This is a genomic window from Parageobacillus toebii NBRC 107807, from assembly GCF_003688615.2.
GTDB lineage: Bacteria > Bacillota > Bacilli > Bacillales > Anoxybacillaceae > Parageobacillus_B > Parageobacillus_B toebii.
The window spans coordinates 909813-926777 of sequence record NZ_CP049703.1; the positions used below are offsets into that span (position 1 = coordinate 909813).

The following is a 16965-nucleotide window of genomic DNA, read 5'->3' on the forward strand; positions in this document are numbered from 1 at the left end:
AGGGCCGTTGTTTTTAACACATTTATCGCTAAAAAATTATCGTAATTATGAGAGTGAAACGATAGAGTTTGCCAATAACGTAAATATTATTTTAGGGGAGAATGCTCAAGGGAAAACAAACATGATGGAGGCCATCTATGTATTGGCGATGGCGAAGTCGCACAGGACAACAAACGACAAAGATCTCATTCGCTGGGACGAAGACTATGCTAAAATAGAAGGAAAGGCAATGAAAAAAAATGGGGCGCTATCGCTTGAACTTATTATTTCAAAAAAAGGAAAAAAAGCGAAATGCAACCATATTGAACAGCAGCGATTAAGTCAATATGTTGGTCATTTGAATATCGTGATGTTTGCCCCGGAAGATTTAAATTTAGTAAAAGGAAGCCCGCAAGTGAGACGGCGTTTTGTCGATATGGAAATTGGGCAAGTATCCCCTGTTTATATACACGATTTGAGCCAATACCAAAAGCTTTTGCAGCAGCGAAACCATTATTTAAAAATGTTGCAAACGCGCGAGCAGCAAGATGAAACAGTACTAGATATCTTAACAGAACAGCTCATTCCGCTGGCGGCTAAAATCACGCTAAAGCGGTATGAATTTTTGCTTTTGCTGCAAAAATGGGCGGCGCCAATTCATCGCGAAATTAGCCGCGGATTAGAAACATTACAAATTCAATATCGACCTTCTGTTGATGTATCAGAAAAGGTAGAATTGTCGAGAATAATAGAAGCATATAGTGAAAAGTTTGCTACAATAAAAGAAAGAGAAATCCAGCGAGGAATGACGCTTGCTGGTCCGCATCGTGATGATATTGCATTTAGCGTGAACGGAAAAGATGTTCAAATATTTGGCTCTCAAGGGCAACAGCGCACAACAGCGTTATCCATCAAGTTGGCAGAAATCGAATTGATTTTTTCCGAAATTGGCGATTACCCCATTCTTTTACTTGATGATGTGCTATCTGAACTCGATGACTTTCGGCAAACCCACCTTCTTGATACAATTCGGAAAAAAGTGCAAACGTTTGTGACGACAACAAGCATTGACGGAATCGAACATGACATCGTCAAGGAAGCAGCAATTTACAAAGTCCATTCCGGTCACATTACCGCCCCTCTTTGTGATTAATCTTTTGAACGTTTGGAAAGAAAGCGTAGGTGATTCGCATGACAATGGAACAAAAAATCGAACATACGTATGATGCGAGCCAAATTCAAGTATTAGAAGGGCTGGAAGCAGTCCGTAAACGGCCGGGGATGTATATTGGTTCCACGGGTCCAAAAGGACTGCACCATCTCGTATGGGAGATTGTAGATAATAGCATCGATGAAGCTTTAGCTGGTTACTGTACAGAAATTAACGTTACGATCGAAAAAGATAATATCATTGCGATTACGGACAACGGCCGTGGTATTCCTGTTGATATTCAAGAGAAAATGGGGCGCCCTGCTGTCGAAGTCATTATGACCGTGCTTCATGCAGGAGGAAAGTTTGGCGGCGGCGGTTATAAAGTGTCGGGCGGACTTCATGGCGTCGGTGCTTCTGTCGTTAACGCTCTATCCGAAGAACTGGAAGTATATGTACACAGGGACGGGAAAATTCATTATCAAAAATATCAACGAGGCGTACCTTGTACGGATTTAGAAGTGATTGGAGAAACGGATCGGACAGGTACCACCGTTCGTTTTAAGCCTGATCCGGAAATTTTTACGGAAACGACAGAATTTGATTATGAAACGTTGGCAACCCGTCTTCGCGAGCTAGCTTTCTTAAATCGAGGCCTTAAAATTACGCTTGAAGATAAGCGAGTAGAAAATCGGAAAAACGAATATCATTACGAAGGCGGTATTAAATCTTACGTTAAACATTTAAATCGGACGCGTGAAGTGCTTCATGAGGAACCGATTTATATCATTGGTGAGCGCGATGGTATTTATGTGGAAATTGCTCTCCAATATAACGATAGTTATAGTAGCAATATTTATTCTTTTGTTAACAACATTCACACACATGAAGGCGGAACGCACGAATCCGGTTTTAAAACAGCATTGACGCGCATTATTAACGACTATGCACGCAAACATCAAATTTTGAAAGATAATGACCCTAATTTAACCGGAGAAGATGTTCGCGAAGGATTGACAGCGATCGTTTCGATTAAACATCCGTCCCCGCAGTTTGAAGGACAAACAAAAACAAAACTTGGAAACAGCGATGCACGGGCGGTTACCGATGCAATTTTCTCAGAACAATTTGAAACATTTTTATTAGAAAATCCAACGATAGCAAGAAAAATTGTGGAAAAAGGCATGATGGCGGCGCGGGCACGGTTAGCGGCGAAAAAAGCGCGTGAGCTTACAAGACGAAAAAGCGCCCTTGAAATTTCTAACTTGCCTGGAAAACTAGCGGATTGCTCCTCGAAAGATCCTTCTATCAGTGAATTGTATGTGGTCGAAGGAGACTCTGCCGGCGGTTCGGCAAAGCAAGGGAGAGACCGCCATTTTCAAGCGATTTTGCCGTTGCGCGGGAAAATTATCAATGTCGAAAAAGCGCGGCTTGACAAAATTTTATCGAACAATGAAGTTCGCGCCATCATCACTGCGTTAGGTACGGGAATTGGTGAAGATTTTGATATTACGAAAGCGCGTTACCATAAAATCATTATTATGACAGATGCTGATGTCGATGGGGCACATATCCGCACATTATTGCTTACTTTCTTTTATCGTTATATGCGCGAATTTATCGAGCGGGGATATGTATACATCGCCCAGCCTCCGCTTTATAAGATTGAACAAGGCAAGCAGGTAAAATACGCGTATAATGATCGGCAGCTTGAAAAAATTCTTGCGGAATTGCCGGAAAATCCGAAACCGACGATTCAACGTTATAAAGGTCTTGGAGAAATGAATCCGGAACAATTATGGGAAACAACGATGAATCCAGAGACAAGAACGCTTCTTCAAGTTAGTTTGCAAGATGCGATTGAAGCAGACGAAACATTCGAGATTTTAATGGGAGACAAAGTAGAACCGAGAAGGCAGTTTATTGAAGAAAATGCGCGATATGTGAAAAACTTAGACATTTAATCGGAGAGTGTTGAGCAATCACCCTCCCCGCCGAAAATTTTTTATAAGGGAGGTTTTTATGAATGTCAGAAAATCAAAATCCGCGCATCCGCGAAGTCAATATTAGCCAAGAGATGCGCTCTTCGTTTCTCGACTATGCGATGAGCGTCATCGTATCGCGCGCATTACCTGATGTACGCGATGGGTTAAAACCGGTGCACCGCCGTATTTTATATGCAATGCATGAACTCGGAATGACCGCGGACAAGCCTTATAAAAAATCCGCCCGCATCGTCGGTGAAGTCATCGGTAAATATCACCCTCACGGTGACGCAGCGGTGTATGATACGATGGTTCGCATGGCACAAGATTTTAACTATCGTTATGTGCTTGTAGATGGTCATGGAAACTTTGGTTCCATTGACGGTGACGCGGCTGCAGCGATGCGTTATACGGAAGCGCGCATGTCCAAAATCGCGATGGAAATGCTGCGTGACATTAACAAAGATACAATTGATTATCAAGATAACTATGATGGTTCGGAAAAAGAGCCTGTCGTATTGCCGTCGCGCTTCCCAAATTTACTAGTAAACGGTTCGTCAGGGATCGCTGTCGGGATGGCTACGAACATCCCGCCGCATCAGCTCGGCGAGGTGGTCGACGCGATTTTGGCGTTAAGTAAAAATCCTGATATGACTGTAGCGGATTTAATGGAATATATTCCAGGACCGGATTTTCCAACAGCAGGGCAAATCATTGGACGCAGCGGCATCCGCAAAGCGTATGAAACAGGCCGAGGTTCGATTACATTGCGCGCCAAAGTCGAGATTGAACAACAATCAAACGGGAAAGAAATGATCATTGTCCGCGAGCTCCCTTATCAAGTCAACAAGGCAAAATTAATTGAACGCATTGCCGAGCTTGTCCGTGAAAAGAAAATTGACGGCATTACTGATTTGCGCGATGAATCGGACCGCAGCGGAATGCGAATTGTCATCGAAGTGCGAAGAGACGCGAACTCGAAAGTAATATTAAACAATTTATACAAACATACGGCACTGCAAACGAGCTTTGGTATTAACATGCTCGCGCTTGTTGACGGCCAGCCGAAAGTATTAAACTTAAAAGAATGCTTGCAGCATTATTTAGATCATCAAAAAACCGTCATTCGCCGCCGCACGGCATATGAATTGAAAAAAGCGGAGGCGCGTGCCCATATTTTAGAAGGATTGCGTATTGCTCTTGATCATCTCGATGAAGTGATTAACTTAATCCGCAGCTCGCAAACGACAGAAATCGCTAGAGAAGGACTTATGCAGCAATTTTCGCTCAGCGAAAGACAGGCACAGGCGATTTTAGACATGCGCTTGCAACGATTGACAGGATTGGAAAGAGAAAAAATCGAACAAGAATATCAAGAACTTATTCGCTTAATTGCCGAATTAAAAGCAATTTTAGCCGATGAAGAGAAAGTTTTACAAATTATTCGCGATGAATTAACGGAAATTAAAGAGCGGTTTAACGATGAGCGGAGAACAGAAATCGTCATTGGAGGAATCGAAGAATTTGACGATGAAGATTTAATTCCGCGCGAAAACATCGTCATTACGCTCACGCATAAAGGCTATATTAAACGTCTTCCTGTTTCAACGTATAAAAGCCAAAAACGAGGCGGACGAGGCGTCCAAGGAATGCATACGAGTGAAGATGACTTTGTGGAACATCTTTTGATTACATCGACCCATGACACTGTTTTATTTTTTACAAATAAAGGGAAAGTATACCGGGCGAAGGGATACGAAATTCCTGAATTTGGTCGAACCGCTAGAGGAATTCCAATCATTAATCTTTTAGAACTCGATAAAGACGAGTGGATTAACACCATTATCCCTATTAACAATGAATTTGATGATAATTTATATTTGTTCTTTACAACAAAACAAGGAATCGCCAAACGCTCGCCATTATCTTCGTTTGCCCATATTCGTAACAATGGTCTAATCGCCATCCATTTGCGTGAAGAAGATGAGTTGATTTCCGTTAAGTTAACCGACGGTTCGAAACATATTATTGTCGGGACAAAAAACGGAATGCTCATTCGTTTTCCAGAGACCGATGTACGAACAATGGGACGAAGCGCAACAGGAGTTAAAGCGATTACCCTCGAAGATGGCGATGAAGTTGTTGGCATGGAAATTTTAGAAGATGATTGCGATGTATTAGTCGTTACGAAAAACGGCTATGGCAAGCGTACCCCGGCTTCGGAGTATCGTATACAAAGCCGTGGCGGAAAAGGACTCAAAACGTGCAACATTACGGAGAAAAATGGTTCGGTTGTTGCGGTGAAGACGGTGACTGGTGAAGAAGACTTAATGCTCATTACTGCAGGCGGCATTCTTATTCGTATTGCGGTCAGTGACATTTCACGAATGGGAAGAAATACACAAGGCGTAAAATTAATTCGCTTATCCGACGATGATGAACATGAATATGTTGCTACCGTAGCGAAAGTTCCAAAAGAAGAGAAAGAAAATGAAGTAGACGAAGAAGAGAATCATTAATTACTGTAATGGCTCGAAAGGTGTTACCTTTTGAGCCATTTTTTATGTAAACCACTACAACTATCGTACCATCAATGTTAGTATAAGATTATGGAATAAAGGACGAAAGTAGGAGTGTAGCACAATGATCCGGGCGAAACTTCATCAATTGCAAGAAGGATGTATTCTTGCTGAAGATGTACTAGGTAAAACAAAAAAGACAATTATGCCCAAAAATACTGTATTGACGCCAGCGTTATTAAATGTACTGGAAAAATTTTCGATTGAGGAAGTGTGCGTCGAACCAGTTCTGGCAAATGGCGATCCATTTAGACCAGCTGAATTGCTTGGACAGCATGATGGCGATAACACTAGCAATGAGCAGCCGATATCACTTTATCTGAAAGCGGTTCAAAAATATAAAAAAGCATTTCAATCTTGGCAGTCAGGCTCTCCTATCGATATAGGGGAAATAAGAGATATTATTATCCCTTTATTCGATAAATTTGTACATCATCGAAAAGAGCTATTAACGCTATATCGTTATGCCACAAAAGAAGACTATTTATACCATCACGCTGTCAGTGTTGGTTTATTATCTGGATTTTTAGCAAAACAATTAGATTATAGTAAAGGGGACTGTTATCAAATTGTGCTGGCGGGTATATTGTCTGACTGTGGCATGGCGAAGGTTGATCAGAGAATTTTAGCGAAGAAATCTGCGCTTACTACTAGCGAATATGAAGAAGTAAAGCAACATACCGTGTTTGGCTATCGAATGGTTCAAAAAATAACGTCATTAAAAGAAGGAGTAAAGCTAGCTGTATTGCAGCATCATGAACGCAATGATGGAACGGGCTATCCGTTTGGAATTCGTGATCGGCAAATTCACCCTTATAGTAAAATAGTGGCCGTAGCTGACGTTTATCACGCGATGACGTCCGAACGTCTTTATCAACGAAAACAATCGCCTTTTAAAGCACTTGAAAAAATTCAAGTCGAGCACTTTGGTAAATTGAGTATGGAAGCGATACAAATACTACTAGACAGTTTGATAAATTTTCATATAGGAACAGTTGTCAAATTATCGAACGGTGAAATGGCGGAAATCGTTTTTATGCAGCGGGAAGCGCCAACAAGACCAATTGTCAAAATCGTAGATAAAGACGAATTTCTTTCTCTAAGTGAACATCGAGATATTCATATTGAAGAAGTTATTGATTAACGATGATGGAGCAAAAAATTTTTTCTAGAAAAATACTCTTGAACAACAGCAATAATAGTGATAGAATAAAGCCTGTCTTGAAGAAAAAACAAATAAATTTATAAATGTTTATAAAAAACATGTTGACTTTTATTTTGCTTTTAGTTATTATTTAATAGCTGTCATCATTTAGAGTTTGAAGTTCCTTGAAAACTAGACAAAACGCAAGCGTCAATAAGAAAAGCGGAAGCGCCGCGATCAGCTCTCGAAGCCAAATGTTCTTCACCCGCTGAAGTGCCTGCACTTCGAGGGGGAGGTTATTTGGCACAAGAGAGCTAGGCGCTGAAGCTGAAAAGAAGCCAATCAACTTTCTTTTTGGAGAGTTTGATCCTGGCTCAGGACGAACGCTGGCGGCGTGCCTAATACATGCAAGTCGAGCGGACCGAACGGAAGCTTGCTTCTGTTCGGTTAGCGGCGGACGGGTGAGTAACACGTGGGTAACCTGCCCGTAAGACCGGGATAACTCCGGGAAACCGGGGCTAATACCGGATAACACCGAAGACCGCATGGTCTTTGGTTGAAAGGTGGCTTTTGCTACCACTTACGGATGGGCCCGCGGCGCATTAGCTAGTTGGTGAGGTAACGGCTCACCAAGGCGACGATGCGTAGCCGGCCTGAGAGGGTGACCGGCCACACTGGGACTGAGACACGGCCCAGACTCCTACGGGAGGCAGCAGTAGGGAATCTTCCGCAATGGACGAAAGTCTGACGGAGCGACGCCGCGTGAGCGAAGAAGGTCTTCGGATCGTAAAGCTCTGTTGTTAGGGAAGAAGAAGTACCGTTCGAATAGGGCGGTACGGTGACGGTACCTAACGAGAAAGCCCCGGCTAACTACGTGCCAGCAGCCGCGGTAATACGTAGGGGGCGAGCGTTGTCCGGAATTATTGGGCGTAAAGCGCGCGCAGGCGGTCCCTTAAGTCTGATGTGAAAGCCCACGGCTCAACCGTGGAGGGTCATTGGAAACTGGGGGACTTGAGTGCAGAAGAGGAGAGCGGAATTCCACGTGTAGCGGTGAAATGCGTAGAGATGTGGAGGAACACCAGTGGCGAAGGCGGCTCTCTGGTCTGTAACTGACGCTGAGGCGCGAAAGCGTGGGGAGCAAACAGGATTAGATACCCTGGTAGTCCACGCCGTAAACGATGAGTGCTAAGTGTTAGAGGGGTTAAACCCTTTAGTGCTGTAGCTAACGCGTTAAGCACTCCGCCTGGGGAGTACGGCCGCAAGGCTGAAACTCAAAGGAATTGACGGGGGCCCGCACAAGCGGTGGAGCATGTGGTTTAATTCGAAGCAACGCGAAGAACCTTACCAGGTCTTGACATCCCCTGACAACCCTGGAGACAGGGCGTTCCCCCTTCGGGGGGACAGGGTGACAGGTGGTGCATGGTTGTCGTCAGCTCGTGTCGTGAGATGTTGGGTTAAGTCCCGCAACGAGCGCAACCCTCGCCCCTAGTTGCCAGCATTCAGTTGGGCACTCTAGGGGGACTGCCGGCTAAAAGTCGGAGGAAGGTGGGGATGACGTCAAATCATCATGCCCCTTATGACCTGGGCTACACACGTGCTACAATGGGCGGTACAAAGGGCTGCGAACCCGCGAGGGGGAGCGAATCCCAAAAAGCCGCTCTCAGTTCGGATTGCAGGCTGCAACTCGCCTGCATGAAGCCGGAATCGCTAGTAATCGCGGATCAGCATGCCGCGGTGAATACGTTCCCGGGCCTTGTACACACCGCCCGTCACACCACGAGAGCTTGCAACACCCGAAGTCGGTGAGGTAACCCGTAAGGGAGCCAGCCGCCGAAGGTGGGGCAAGTGATTGGGGTGAAGTCGTAACAAGGTAGCCGTACCGGAAGGTGCGGCTGGATCACCTCCTTTCTAAGGATGATACGAAAAGCGGAAGCGCCGCGATCAGCTCTCGAAGCCAAATGTTCTTCACCCGCTGAAGTGCTTGCACTTCGAGGGGGAAGGTTATTTGGCACAAGAGAGCTAGGCGCTGGAGCTAGACAGTACGAAAAGCGGAAGCGCGAAGGCGACTGCCTATTGACAATGACGCTAAAATAAGTTATAATGACGCTTGTCGTTTTGTTTAGTTTTGAAGGAGCTTCATGTTCCTTCTCTCATTTAAATATGACGGGCCTATAGCTCAGCTGGTTAGAGCGCACGCCTGATAAGCGTGAGGTCGGTGGTTCAAGTCCACTTAGGCCCATCCCTTTCTATGTGGGGCCTTAGCTCAGCTGGGAGAGCGCCTGCTTTGCACGCAGGAGGTCATCGGTTCGATCCCGATAGGCTCCACCATTTAAGTTGAAAATTCAAAGAAGTAGCCTTGTGTCTGTGTCTACGAGTGGATTCAGAGAAGCTGGATTCCTCGATGCAGAGTTGAAAATAAACCTAAGAAACAGTCTTGTGCCTGCGTCTACAAGCAGGGTCGAGGAAGTTAGGTTCCTCGGCACAAAGCTGCAGAGAAGCAAACTCAAAGTAGTAGCTTCGTTCCTTGAAAACTAGATAACCGGAAGGAAAAGCGGAGGCGCCGCGGTTAGCCCCGATAGGTGCTGGAGGGCCTGCGAGGAGGCTATTGCCGCCAACGGCAGGACCGAAGCGACCGTGAGGGGCTAGGCGTCGAAGCTAGACAGTGGAAGAAGCCGAGAAGCGAAGGCGGCAAGCGTGAAGCTGTTTTCGCATGGTTAAGTTAGAAAGGGCGCACGGTGGATGCCTTGGCACTAGGAGCCGATGAAGGACGGGGCAAACGCCGAAACGCTTCGGGGAGCTGTAAGCAAGCGTTGATCCGGAGATGTCCGAATGGGGAAACCCACTGCCCGTAATGGGGCAGTATCCATACCTGAATCCATAGGGTATGGAGGGCACACCCGGGGAACTGAAACATCTAAGTACCCGGAGGAGAAGAAAGCAACCGCGATTCCCTGAGTAGCGGCGAGCGAAACGGGAACAGCCCAAACCAAGAGGCTTGCCTCTTGGGGTTGTAGGACCACTCACATGGGAGTTACAAAGGAACGGGGTAGACGAAGCGGTCTGGAAAGGCCTGCCAGAGAAGGTGACAGCCCTGTAGTCGAAACTTCGTTCCCTCCCGAGTGGATCCTGAGTACGGCGGGACACGGGGAATCCCGTCGGAAGCAGGGAGGACCATCTCCCAAGGCTAAATACTCCCTAGTGACCGATAGTGAACCAGTACCGTGAGGGAAAGGTGAAAAGCACCCCGGAAGGGGAGTGAAAGAGAACCTGAAACCGTGTGCCTACAAGTAGTCAGAGCCCGTTTATGGGTGATGGCGTGCCTTTTGTAGAATGAACCGGCGAGTTACGATGACGTGCGAGGTTAAGTCGAAGAGACGGAGCCGCAGCGAAAGCGAGTCTGAATAGGGCGTTAAGTACGTCGTCGTAGACCCGAAACCAGGTGATCTACCCATGTCCAGGGTGAAGGTAGGGTAACACCTACTGGAGGCCCGAACCCACGTACGTTGAAAAGTGCGGGGATGAGGTGTGGGTAGGGGTGAAATGCCAATCGAACCTGGAGATAGCTGGTTCTCCCCGAAATAGCTTTAGGGCTAGCCTCAAGGGAAGAGTCTTGGAGGTAGAGCACTGATTGAGCTAGGGGCCCTCATCGGGTTACCGAACTCAGTCAAACTCCGAATGCCAACGACTTATCCTTGGGAGTCAGACTACGAGTGATAAGATCCGTGGTCGAGAGGGAAACAGCCCAGACCACCAGCTAAGGTCCCAAAGTGCACGTTAAGTGGAAAAGGATGTGGAGTTGCCCAGACAACCAGGATGTTGGCTTAGAAGCAGCCATCATTTAAAGAGTGCGTAATAGCTCACTGGTCGAGTGACTCTGCGCCGAAAATGTACCGGGGCTAAACGTGCCACCGAAGCTGTGGGATGACCGTTGGTCATCGGTAGGGGAGCGTTCTAAGCGCGCCGAAGCGAGACCGGAAGGACTCGTGGAGCGCTTAGAAGTGAGAATGCCGGTGTGAGTAGCGAAAACAGAGGTGAGAATCCTCTGCACCGAAAGCCTAAGGTTTCCTGAGGAAGGTTCGTCCGCTCAGGGTTAGTCGGGACCTAAGCCGAGGCCGAAAGGCGTAGGTGATGGGCAACAGGTTGAGATTCCTGTACCACCTCCTCACCGTTTGAGCAATGGGGGGACGCAGGAAGGTAGGGCGAGCAGGCTGCTGGAATAGCCTGTCCAAGCGGTTAGGCTGCCAGATAGGCAAATCCGTCTGGCGCAAAGGCTGAGCCGTGATGGCGAAGGGACCATCGGTCCCGAAGTCCCCGATCCTACACTGCCAAGAAAAGCCTCTAGCGAGGTGAGAGGTGCCCGTACCGCAAACCGACACAGGTAGGCGAGGAGAGAATCCTAAGGTGCGCGGGAGAACTCTCGTTAAGGAACTCGGCAAAATGACCCCGTAACTTCGGGAGAAGGGGTGCTCTCTTGGGTGATGAGCCCGAGAGAGCCGCAGTGAAAAGGCCCAAGCGACTGTTTACCAAAAACACAGGTCTCTGCGAAGCCGAAAGGCGAAGTATAGGGGCTGACACCTGCCCGGTGCTGGAAGGTTAAGGGGAGCGCTTAAGCCGCAAGGCTGAAGGTGCGAACCGAAGCCCCAGTAAACGGCGGCCGTAACTATAACGGTCCTAAGGTAGCGAAATTCCTTGTCGGGTAAGTTCCGACCCGCACGAAAGGTGTAACGACTTGGGCACTGTCTCAACGAGAGACCCGGTGAAATCATACTACCTGTGAAGATGCAGGTTACCCGCGACAGGACGGAAAGACCCCGTGGAGCTTTACTGCAGCCTGATATGGAATTTTGGTATCGCTTGTACAGGATAGGTGGGAGCCTGAGAAGCCGGAGCGCCAGCTTCGGTGGAGGCGCCGGTGGGATACCACCCTGGCGGTATTGAAATTCTAACCCGCACCCCTTATCGGGGTGGGAGACAGTGTCAGGTGGGCAGTTTGACTGGGGCGGTCGCCTCCCAAAAGGTAACGGAGGCGCCCAAAGGTTCCCTCAGAATGGTTGGAAATCATTCGTAGAGTGCAAAGGCACAAGGGAGCTTGACTGCGAGACGGACAGGTCGAGCAGGGACGAAAGTCGGGCTTAGTGATCCGGTGGTTCCGTATGGAAGGGCCATCGCTCAACGGATAAAAGCTACCCCGGGGATAACAGGCTGATCTCCCCCAAGAGTCCACATCGACGGGGAGGTTTGGCACCTCGATGTCGGCTCATCGCATCCTGGGGCTGTAGTCGGTCCCAAGGGTTGGGCTGTTCGCCCATTAAAGCGGTACGCGAGCTGGGTTCAGAACGTCGTGAGACAGTTCGGTCCCTATCCGTCGCGGGCGCAGGAAATTTGAGAGGAGCTGTCCTTAGTACGAGAGGACCGGGATGGACGCACCGCTGGTGTACCAGTTGTCCCGCCAGGGGCACCGCTGGGTAGCTATGTGCGGAAGGGATAAGCGCTGAAAGCATCTAAGCGTGAAGCCCCCCTCAAGATGAGATTTCCCATCGCGTCAAGCGAGTAAGATCCCTCGAAGATGACGAGGTCGATAGGTCCGAGGTGGAAGCGTGGCGACACGTGGAGCTGACGGATACTAATCGATCGAGGACTTAACCAAGCGAAAAGCGGAGGTGCCGCGCTTAGCTCTCGAAGCCAAATGTTCTTCGCCCGTAGAGGTGCTTGCACCTCAAGGGAGAAGGTTATTTGGCGCAAGAGAGCTAGGCACCGGAGCTAGACAACGGAAAAGCGGAAGCCGCCTATGCAAGACGGCTTCTTCCAAACGGACGGTTATCTAGTTTTGAGGGAATGAAATTTCCCTTGACAATGTCAATGATTGAACTATAATGGAACTTGTCCATTACTTGCCTAGTGACAATAGCGGAGAGGAAACACCCGTTCCCATCCCGAACACGGAAGTTAAGCTCTCCAGCGCCGATGGTAGTTGGGGCCAGCGCCCCTGCAAGAGTAGGTCGTTGCTAGGCAAGATTTCACTGATAGAGCACCCTGCCTTATTCTAGGCAGGGTGCTTTTTCATTATGCTGGAAACAGCCGCTGTATCAAATATTCATAAAGCAATAACGGTACTTTTTCTGCAGTCAAAGATAAAAATTGAACAATCAATGTATATGCGTTACTTGAATAAGAGTGTAATAACTCACTCCACCATTCCGTTTCATATCGTGAAATCATACTTAAGTTATATAGTAATAAATAATGAGCGATTACTTCCGGAAGCATAAATATTTTTTCTCTCTTTATTGGAATACGGTATGTTCCATTCAAATGAAACATAAATGGTTCACATCCAATTGGCTGTAGTGGCGATTCGATGCCGATGTGAATAAAACGATCTTCTTCTTTCACAAAAGTAGCTTTTAAAAAATGCCATTCATGCTCTATGTAATGAATAAAGCGATTTAACGTCATATGGTAATGATCTAAAATTTCTATCGGAATCGCAATGGAATTGAGAGAAGAGTTATGTATAACTTCTATAGACAATATTTTTTTATCGTTAAATATGAAAAGTGATTCATGTAGTTCGCATATTCTTTGCAGTAACGTAACCATTCGAAATTTTTCTCCTGTTGTTTGTTTCACATGAAACATTTTTTCAGAAAAATGAGTGAACAAGCCGTTTTTTTGTACCTTTACTTCGTCATCTAAAAATTCATATCCTTGTTTTTTTCTTTTTCTTGTTGAGACTCCGTGTGCTAAAACGGAAGTAGACTCAGGATAATCTGCATCGACAGTAAGCAGGCAAGCTTTTAAAAGCTGTACCATTCCGTAAAATAAAAGAACAGGCTTAATCGATAAAGGCGCATGGCGTGCGGTTGAATAAAAGTTTTGGCCGTGTTCTAAATAATAAAGAAATGGATAGCAGTTCGTGTAGCTTTTTTGCATAGCATCTTCTCTTTCTTGTTTTACATAGCATTGATAAAGCAGTTGTTGAGCTATATCTGCCGAATGAAATACGATAAATTTGTTTGGAATGTTTCTGTCATCCAACATTTCTATCCCCCTACCATGAATTTTTTAACAAAATAACTGAAAAGTTGAACATTTTCTCTATTCCTTGACAGTAGTTTAACCAGTTGATAAGCTACTAATAATAATTTTCCGGACAAGGGGGAGAAAACATGTGGGAATCGAAATTTGCTAAAGAAGGATTAACGTTTGACGATGTGCTCCTTATTCCTGCAAAATCAGATGTATTGCCTCGTGATGTAGATGTGACTACAAAGTTAAGCGAAACATTACAGTTGAACATCCCGATTATTAGCGCAGGAATGGATACGGTAACCGAAGCAGAAATGGCAATTGCCATGGCAAGACAAGGTGGGCTTGGGATTATCCATAAAAATATGTCCATCGAGCAGCAAGCAGAGCAAGTAGACAAAGTGAAACGTTCGGAGCGAGGAGTTATTACGGATCCATTTTTCTTAACCCCTGAACATCAAGTATACGATGCGGAACATTTAATGAGTAAATATCGTATTTCTGGCGTACCGATTGTCAATAATGAGGAAGAGCAAAAGCTCGTTGGCATTATTACAAATCGTGATTTGCGTTTCATCCAAGACTATTCCATTAAAATCGCCGATGTAATGACAAAAGAAAATTTAATCACAGCCCCGGTCGGAACGACACTAGAAGAAGCAGAAAAGATTTTACAAAAGTACAAAGTTGAAAAATTGCCGCTTGTCGATGAAAACGGAGTACTAAAAGGACTTATTACGATTAAAGATATTGAAAAAGTAATCGAGTTTCCAAATTCTGCAAAAGATGCGAAAGGACGGCTTCTTGTAGGGGCAGCTGTTGGTGTTACAGCTGATACGATGATTCGCGTGAAAAAGCTGGTAGAAGCAAATGTTGACGTCATTGTCGTGGACACGGCGCATGGCCATTCCAAAGGCGTCCTTGAAACGGTGCGTAAAATTCGCGAACAATATCCAGACTTAAATATTATCGCTGGAAATGTCGCGACAGCGGAGGCGACACGCGACTTGATCGAGGCAGGAGCGAACATCATTAAAGTCGGAATTGGCCCTGGGTCAATCTGTACGACGCGCGTTGTCGCGGGAGTCGGTGTACCGCAAATTACGGCAATATACGACTGTGCGACAGAAGCCCGTAAATATGGCGTCCCGATCATCGCCGATGGCGGAATTAAATATTCCGGCGATATTGTAAAAGCATTGGCAGCAGGGGCACACGCGGTCATGTTGGGCAGCCTTTTAGCCGGAGTATCAGAAAGCCCTGGAGAAACGGAAATTTATCAAGGAAGAAGATTTAAAGTGTATCGCGGAATGGGATCTGTTGCTGCGATGGAAAAAGGAAGCAAAGACCGTTATTTTCAAGAGGATAATAAAAAGTTTGTTCCTGAAGGAATTGAAGGGCGCGTTCCTTACAAAGGACCTTTAGCTGACACGATTTATCAGCTTGTCGGCGGTTTACGTGCAGGAATGGGGTATTGCGGAACAAGAAATTTAGAAGAACTACGAGAAAAGACGCAATTTATTCGCATGACGAGTGCCGGATTGCGAGAAAGCCATCCGCATGATGTGCAAATTACGAAAGAAGCACCAAACTATTCTCTTTCTTAATATATGTCTATTGACCTAACTTAGGCGGAGAAAAGCTTCTCCGTCTATTTTTTTGCACTGGAGTGTGTTACAATAACGTTTGTGTGAGGAGGGTGTGACAGTGAAAAACATCAAACATAAAATGTTGATCAGTTTACTTATTATTTCTCTATTTTTGAGCCTGTTGCCATTTCGTGTGGCAAAAGCAGCAAGCGATCCGCTAAATATCGAAGCAGATGCGGCGATACTTGTTGATGCAAATACAGGGAGAATTTTGTATCAAAAAAATATTGATACAGTTCTCGGTATTGCTAGTATGACCAAAATGATGACCGAGTACTTACTGTTAGAAGCAATTAAAGAAAAACGGGTAAAATGGGATCAGCAATATACACCAAGCGACTACGTTTATCGTCTTTCGCAAGATCGCTCTTTATCCAACGTTCCTTTACGAAAAGACGAAAAATACACTGTTCGTGAGCTTTACGAAGCGATGGCGATTTATTCCGCCAACGCTGCCACGGTAGCTATTGCCGAAATTGTCGGTGGTTCGGAACAAAACTTTGTCAAAATGATGAATGAAAAGGCGAAACAATTAGGACTTAAGGGATATAAATTTGTCAACTCCACGGGATTAAGCAATGAAGATTTAAAAGGGTTTCATCCGGAAGGAACGAACGAGAGAGAAGAGAATGTGATGTCTGCCCGTTCCGTTGCCACACTAGCGTATCATTTGTTGAAAGAATATCCAGAAGTATTGGAAACAGCAAGTACTCCTCGGAAAATATTTCGCGAAGGAACCGATGATCAAATTAAGATGGATAACTGGAACTGGATGCTGCCTGGACTCGTTCGCGAATATGAAGGAGTAGACGGATTAAAAACAGGTTATACCGAATTTGCTGGATACTGTTTTACCGGAACAGCGGAACGAGATGGCGTTCGTTTCATTACAGTAGTGATGAATGCGAAAAGCAACGGAAAATCGACCATCGAAGCTCGATTTGAACAAACGGAAAAACTGCTTCACTATGGATTTAGCAATTACTCTATCAAAAAGCTATACCCGAAAGGATATCAACTAAAAGGAAAATCGACGCTACCGGTAGTGAAAGGAAAAGAAAAGTCGGTTGCCATCGTAACCGATAAGCCGTTTTTTCTTGTCGTGAAAAACGGAGAGGAAAAAAACTATCGTCCTGTATATGTTTTTGATCAAAAGAAATTAACAGACAAAGGTGAATTAGTCGCACCTATAAAAAAAGGTGAAAAAGTCGGATATATGACATTGCAATACAAAGGCACAGAGGAGTATAGCTTTTTAAGTCCAGAAATGAAAAATAATGTAAAAGTAAATATTGTTACAAAGAAAAGCGTCGAAAAAGCAAACTGGTTTGTGCTTGCAGTGAGAGGAATTGGCGGGCTGTTTGGCGATGTATGGACAAGCGTAGTAAAAACGGTCAAAGGCTGGTTTTAAAAGCTCCTTCCTTTTTAGGGAGCTTTTTTCTATTGTGAT

At 45.6% G+C, this 16965-nt stretch carries 7 protein-coding genes, 2 tRNA genes and 3 rRNA genes; 11 read left to right on the forward strand and 1 reads right to left on the reverse strand.

What is annotated here, in order from left to right; translation table 11 throughout:
* Positions 1 to 7: 7 nt before the first annotated feature.
* The 9 genes from recF (at position 8) to rrf (ending at position 12848) form a co-directional block, all read left to right on the forward strand.
* On the forward strand, positions 8 to 1132 hold the full coding sequence (gene recF, locus DER53_RS04655; RefSeq protein WP_062754549.1) for a DNA replication/repair protein RecF: 1125 nt from the start codon (positions 8 to 10) through the stop codon (positions 1130 to 1132).
* Positions 1133 to 1170: 38 nt separating this feature from the next.
* Positions 1171 to 3093, forward strand: coding sequence for a DNA topoisomerase (ATP-hydrolyzing) subunit B (gene gyrB / locus DER53_RS04660; protein WP_012748784.1), 1923 nt, complete (start codon positions 1171 to 1173; stop codon positions 3091 to 3093).
* A 62-nt stretch (positions 3094 to 3155) separates the two neighbouring features.
* Entirely contained in the window at positions 3156 to 5633 is a 2478-nt protein-coding gene (gene gyrA / locus DER53_RS04665) for a DNA gyrase subunit A (RefSeq protein ID WP_062754550.1), read from the forward strand.
* A 124-nt stretch (positions 5634 to 5757) separates the two neighbouring features.
* The gene (locus tag DER53_RS04670) at positions 5758 to 6837 is read left to right on the forward strand and encodes an HD-GYP domain-containing protein (protein ID WP_062754551.1); all 1080 of its coding nucleotides are present in this window, start codon (positions 5758 to 5760) and stop codon (positions 6835 to 6837) included.
* Positions 6838 to 7188: 351 nt separating this feature from the next.
* Positions 7189 to 8745 (forward strand): 16S ribosomal RNA (locus DER53_RS04675).
* Positions 8746 to 9002: 257 nt separating this feature from the next.
* Positions 9003 to 9076 (forward strand) — tRNA-Ile (locus DER53_RS04680).
* A gap of 13 nt (positions 9077 to 9089) precedes the next feature.
* A tRNA-Ala gene (locus DER53_RS04685) sits at positions 9090 to 9165 on the forward strand.
* A gap of 384 nt (positions 9166 to 9549) precedes the next feature.
* Positions 9550 to 12484, forward strand: a 23S ribosomal RNA gene (locus DER53_RS04690).
* Between the two features lie 247 nt (positions 12485 to 12731).
* Positions 12732 to 12848 (forward strand): 5S ribosomal RNA (gene rrf / locus DER53_RS04695).
* Together the 16S, 23S and 5S rRNA genes with 2 tRNA genes alongside form the textbook arrangement of a ribosomal RNA operon.
* Positions 12849 to 12900: 52 nt before the next feature.
* Here rrf and DER53_RS04700 read toward each other — a convergent pair.
* Entirely contained in the window at positions 12901 to 13878 is a 978-nt protein-coding gene (locus DER53_RS04700) for a YaaC family protein (protein WP_062756477.1), read from the reverse strand.
* A gap of 128 nt (positions 13879 to 14006) precedes the next feature.
* On the opposite strand from DER53_RS04700, the gene guaB reads away from it, so the two are divergent.
* Both guaB and DER53_RS04710 read left to right on the forward strand, forming a co-directional pair.
* Entirely contained in the window at positions 14007 to 15473 is a 1467-nt protein-coding gene (gene guaB, locus DER53_RS04705) for an IMP dehydrogenase (RefSeq protein WP_012748788.1), read from the forward strand.
* 121 nt (positions 15474 to 15594) lie between these two features.
* Positions 15595 to 16926, forward strand: coding sequence for a serine hydrolase (locus tag DER53_RS04710; protein WP_049757029.1), 1332 nt, complete (start codon positions 15595 to 15597; stop codon positions 16924 to 16926).
* Positions 16927 to 16965 lie beyond the last annotated feature (39 nt).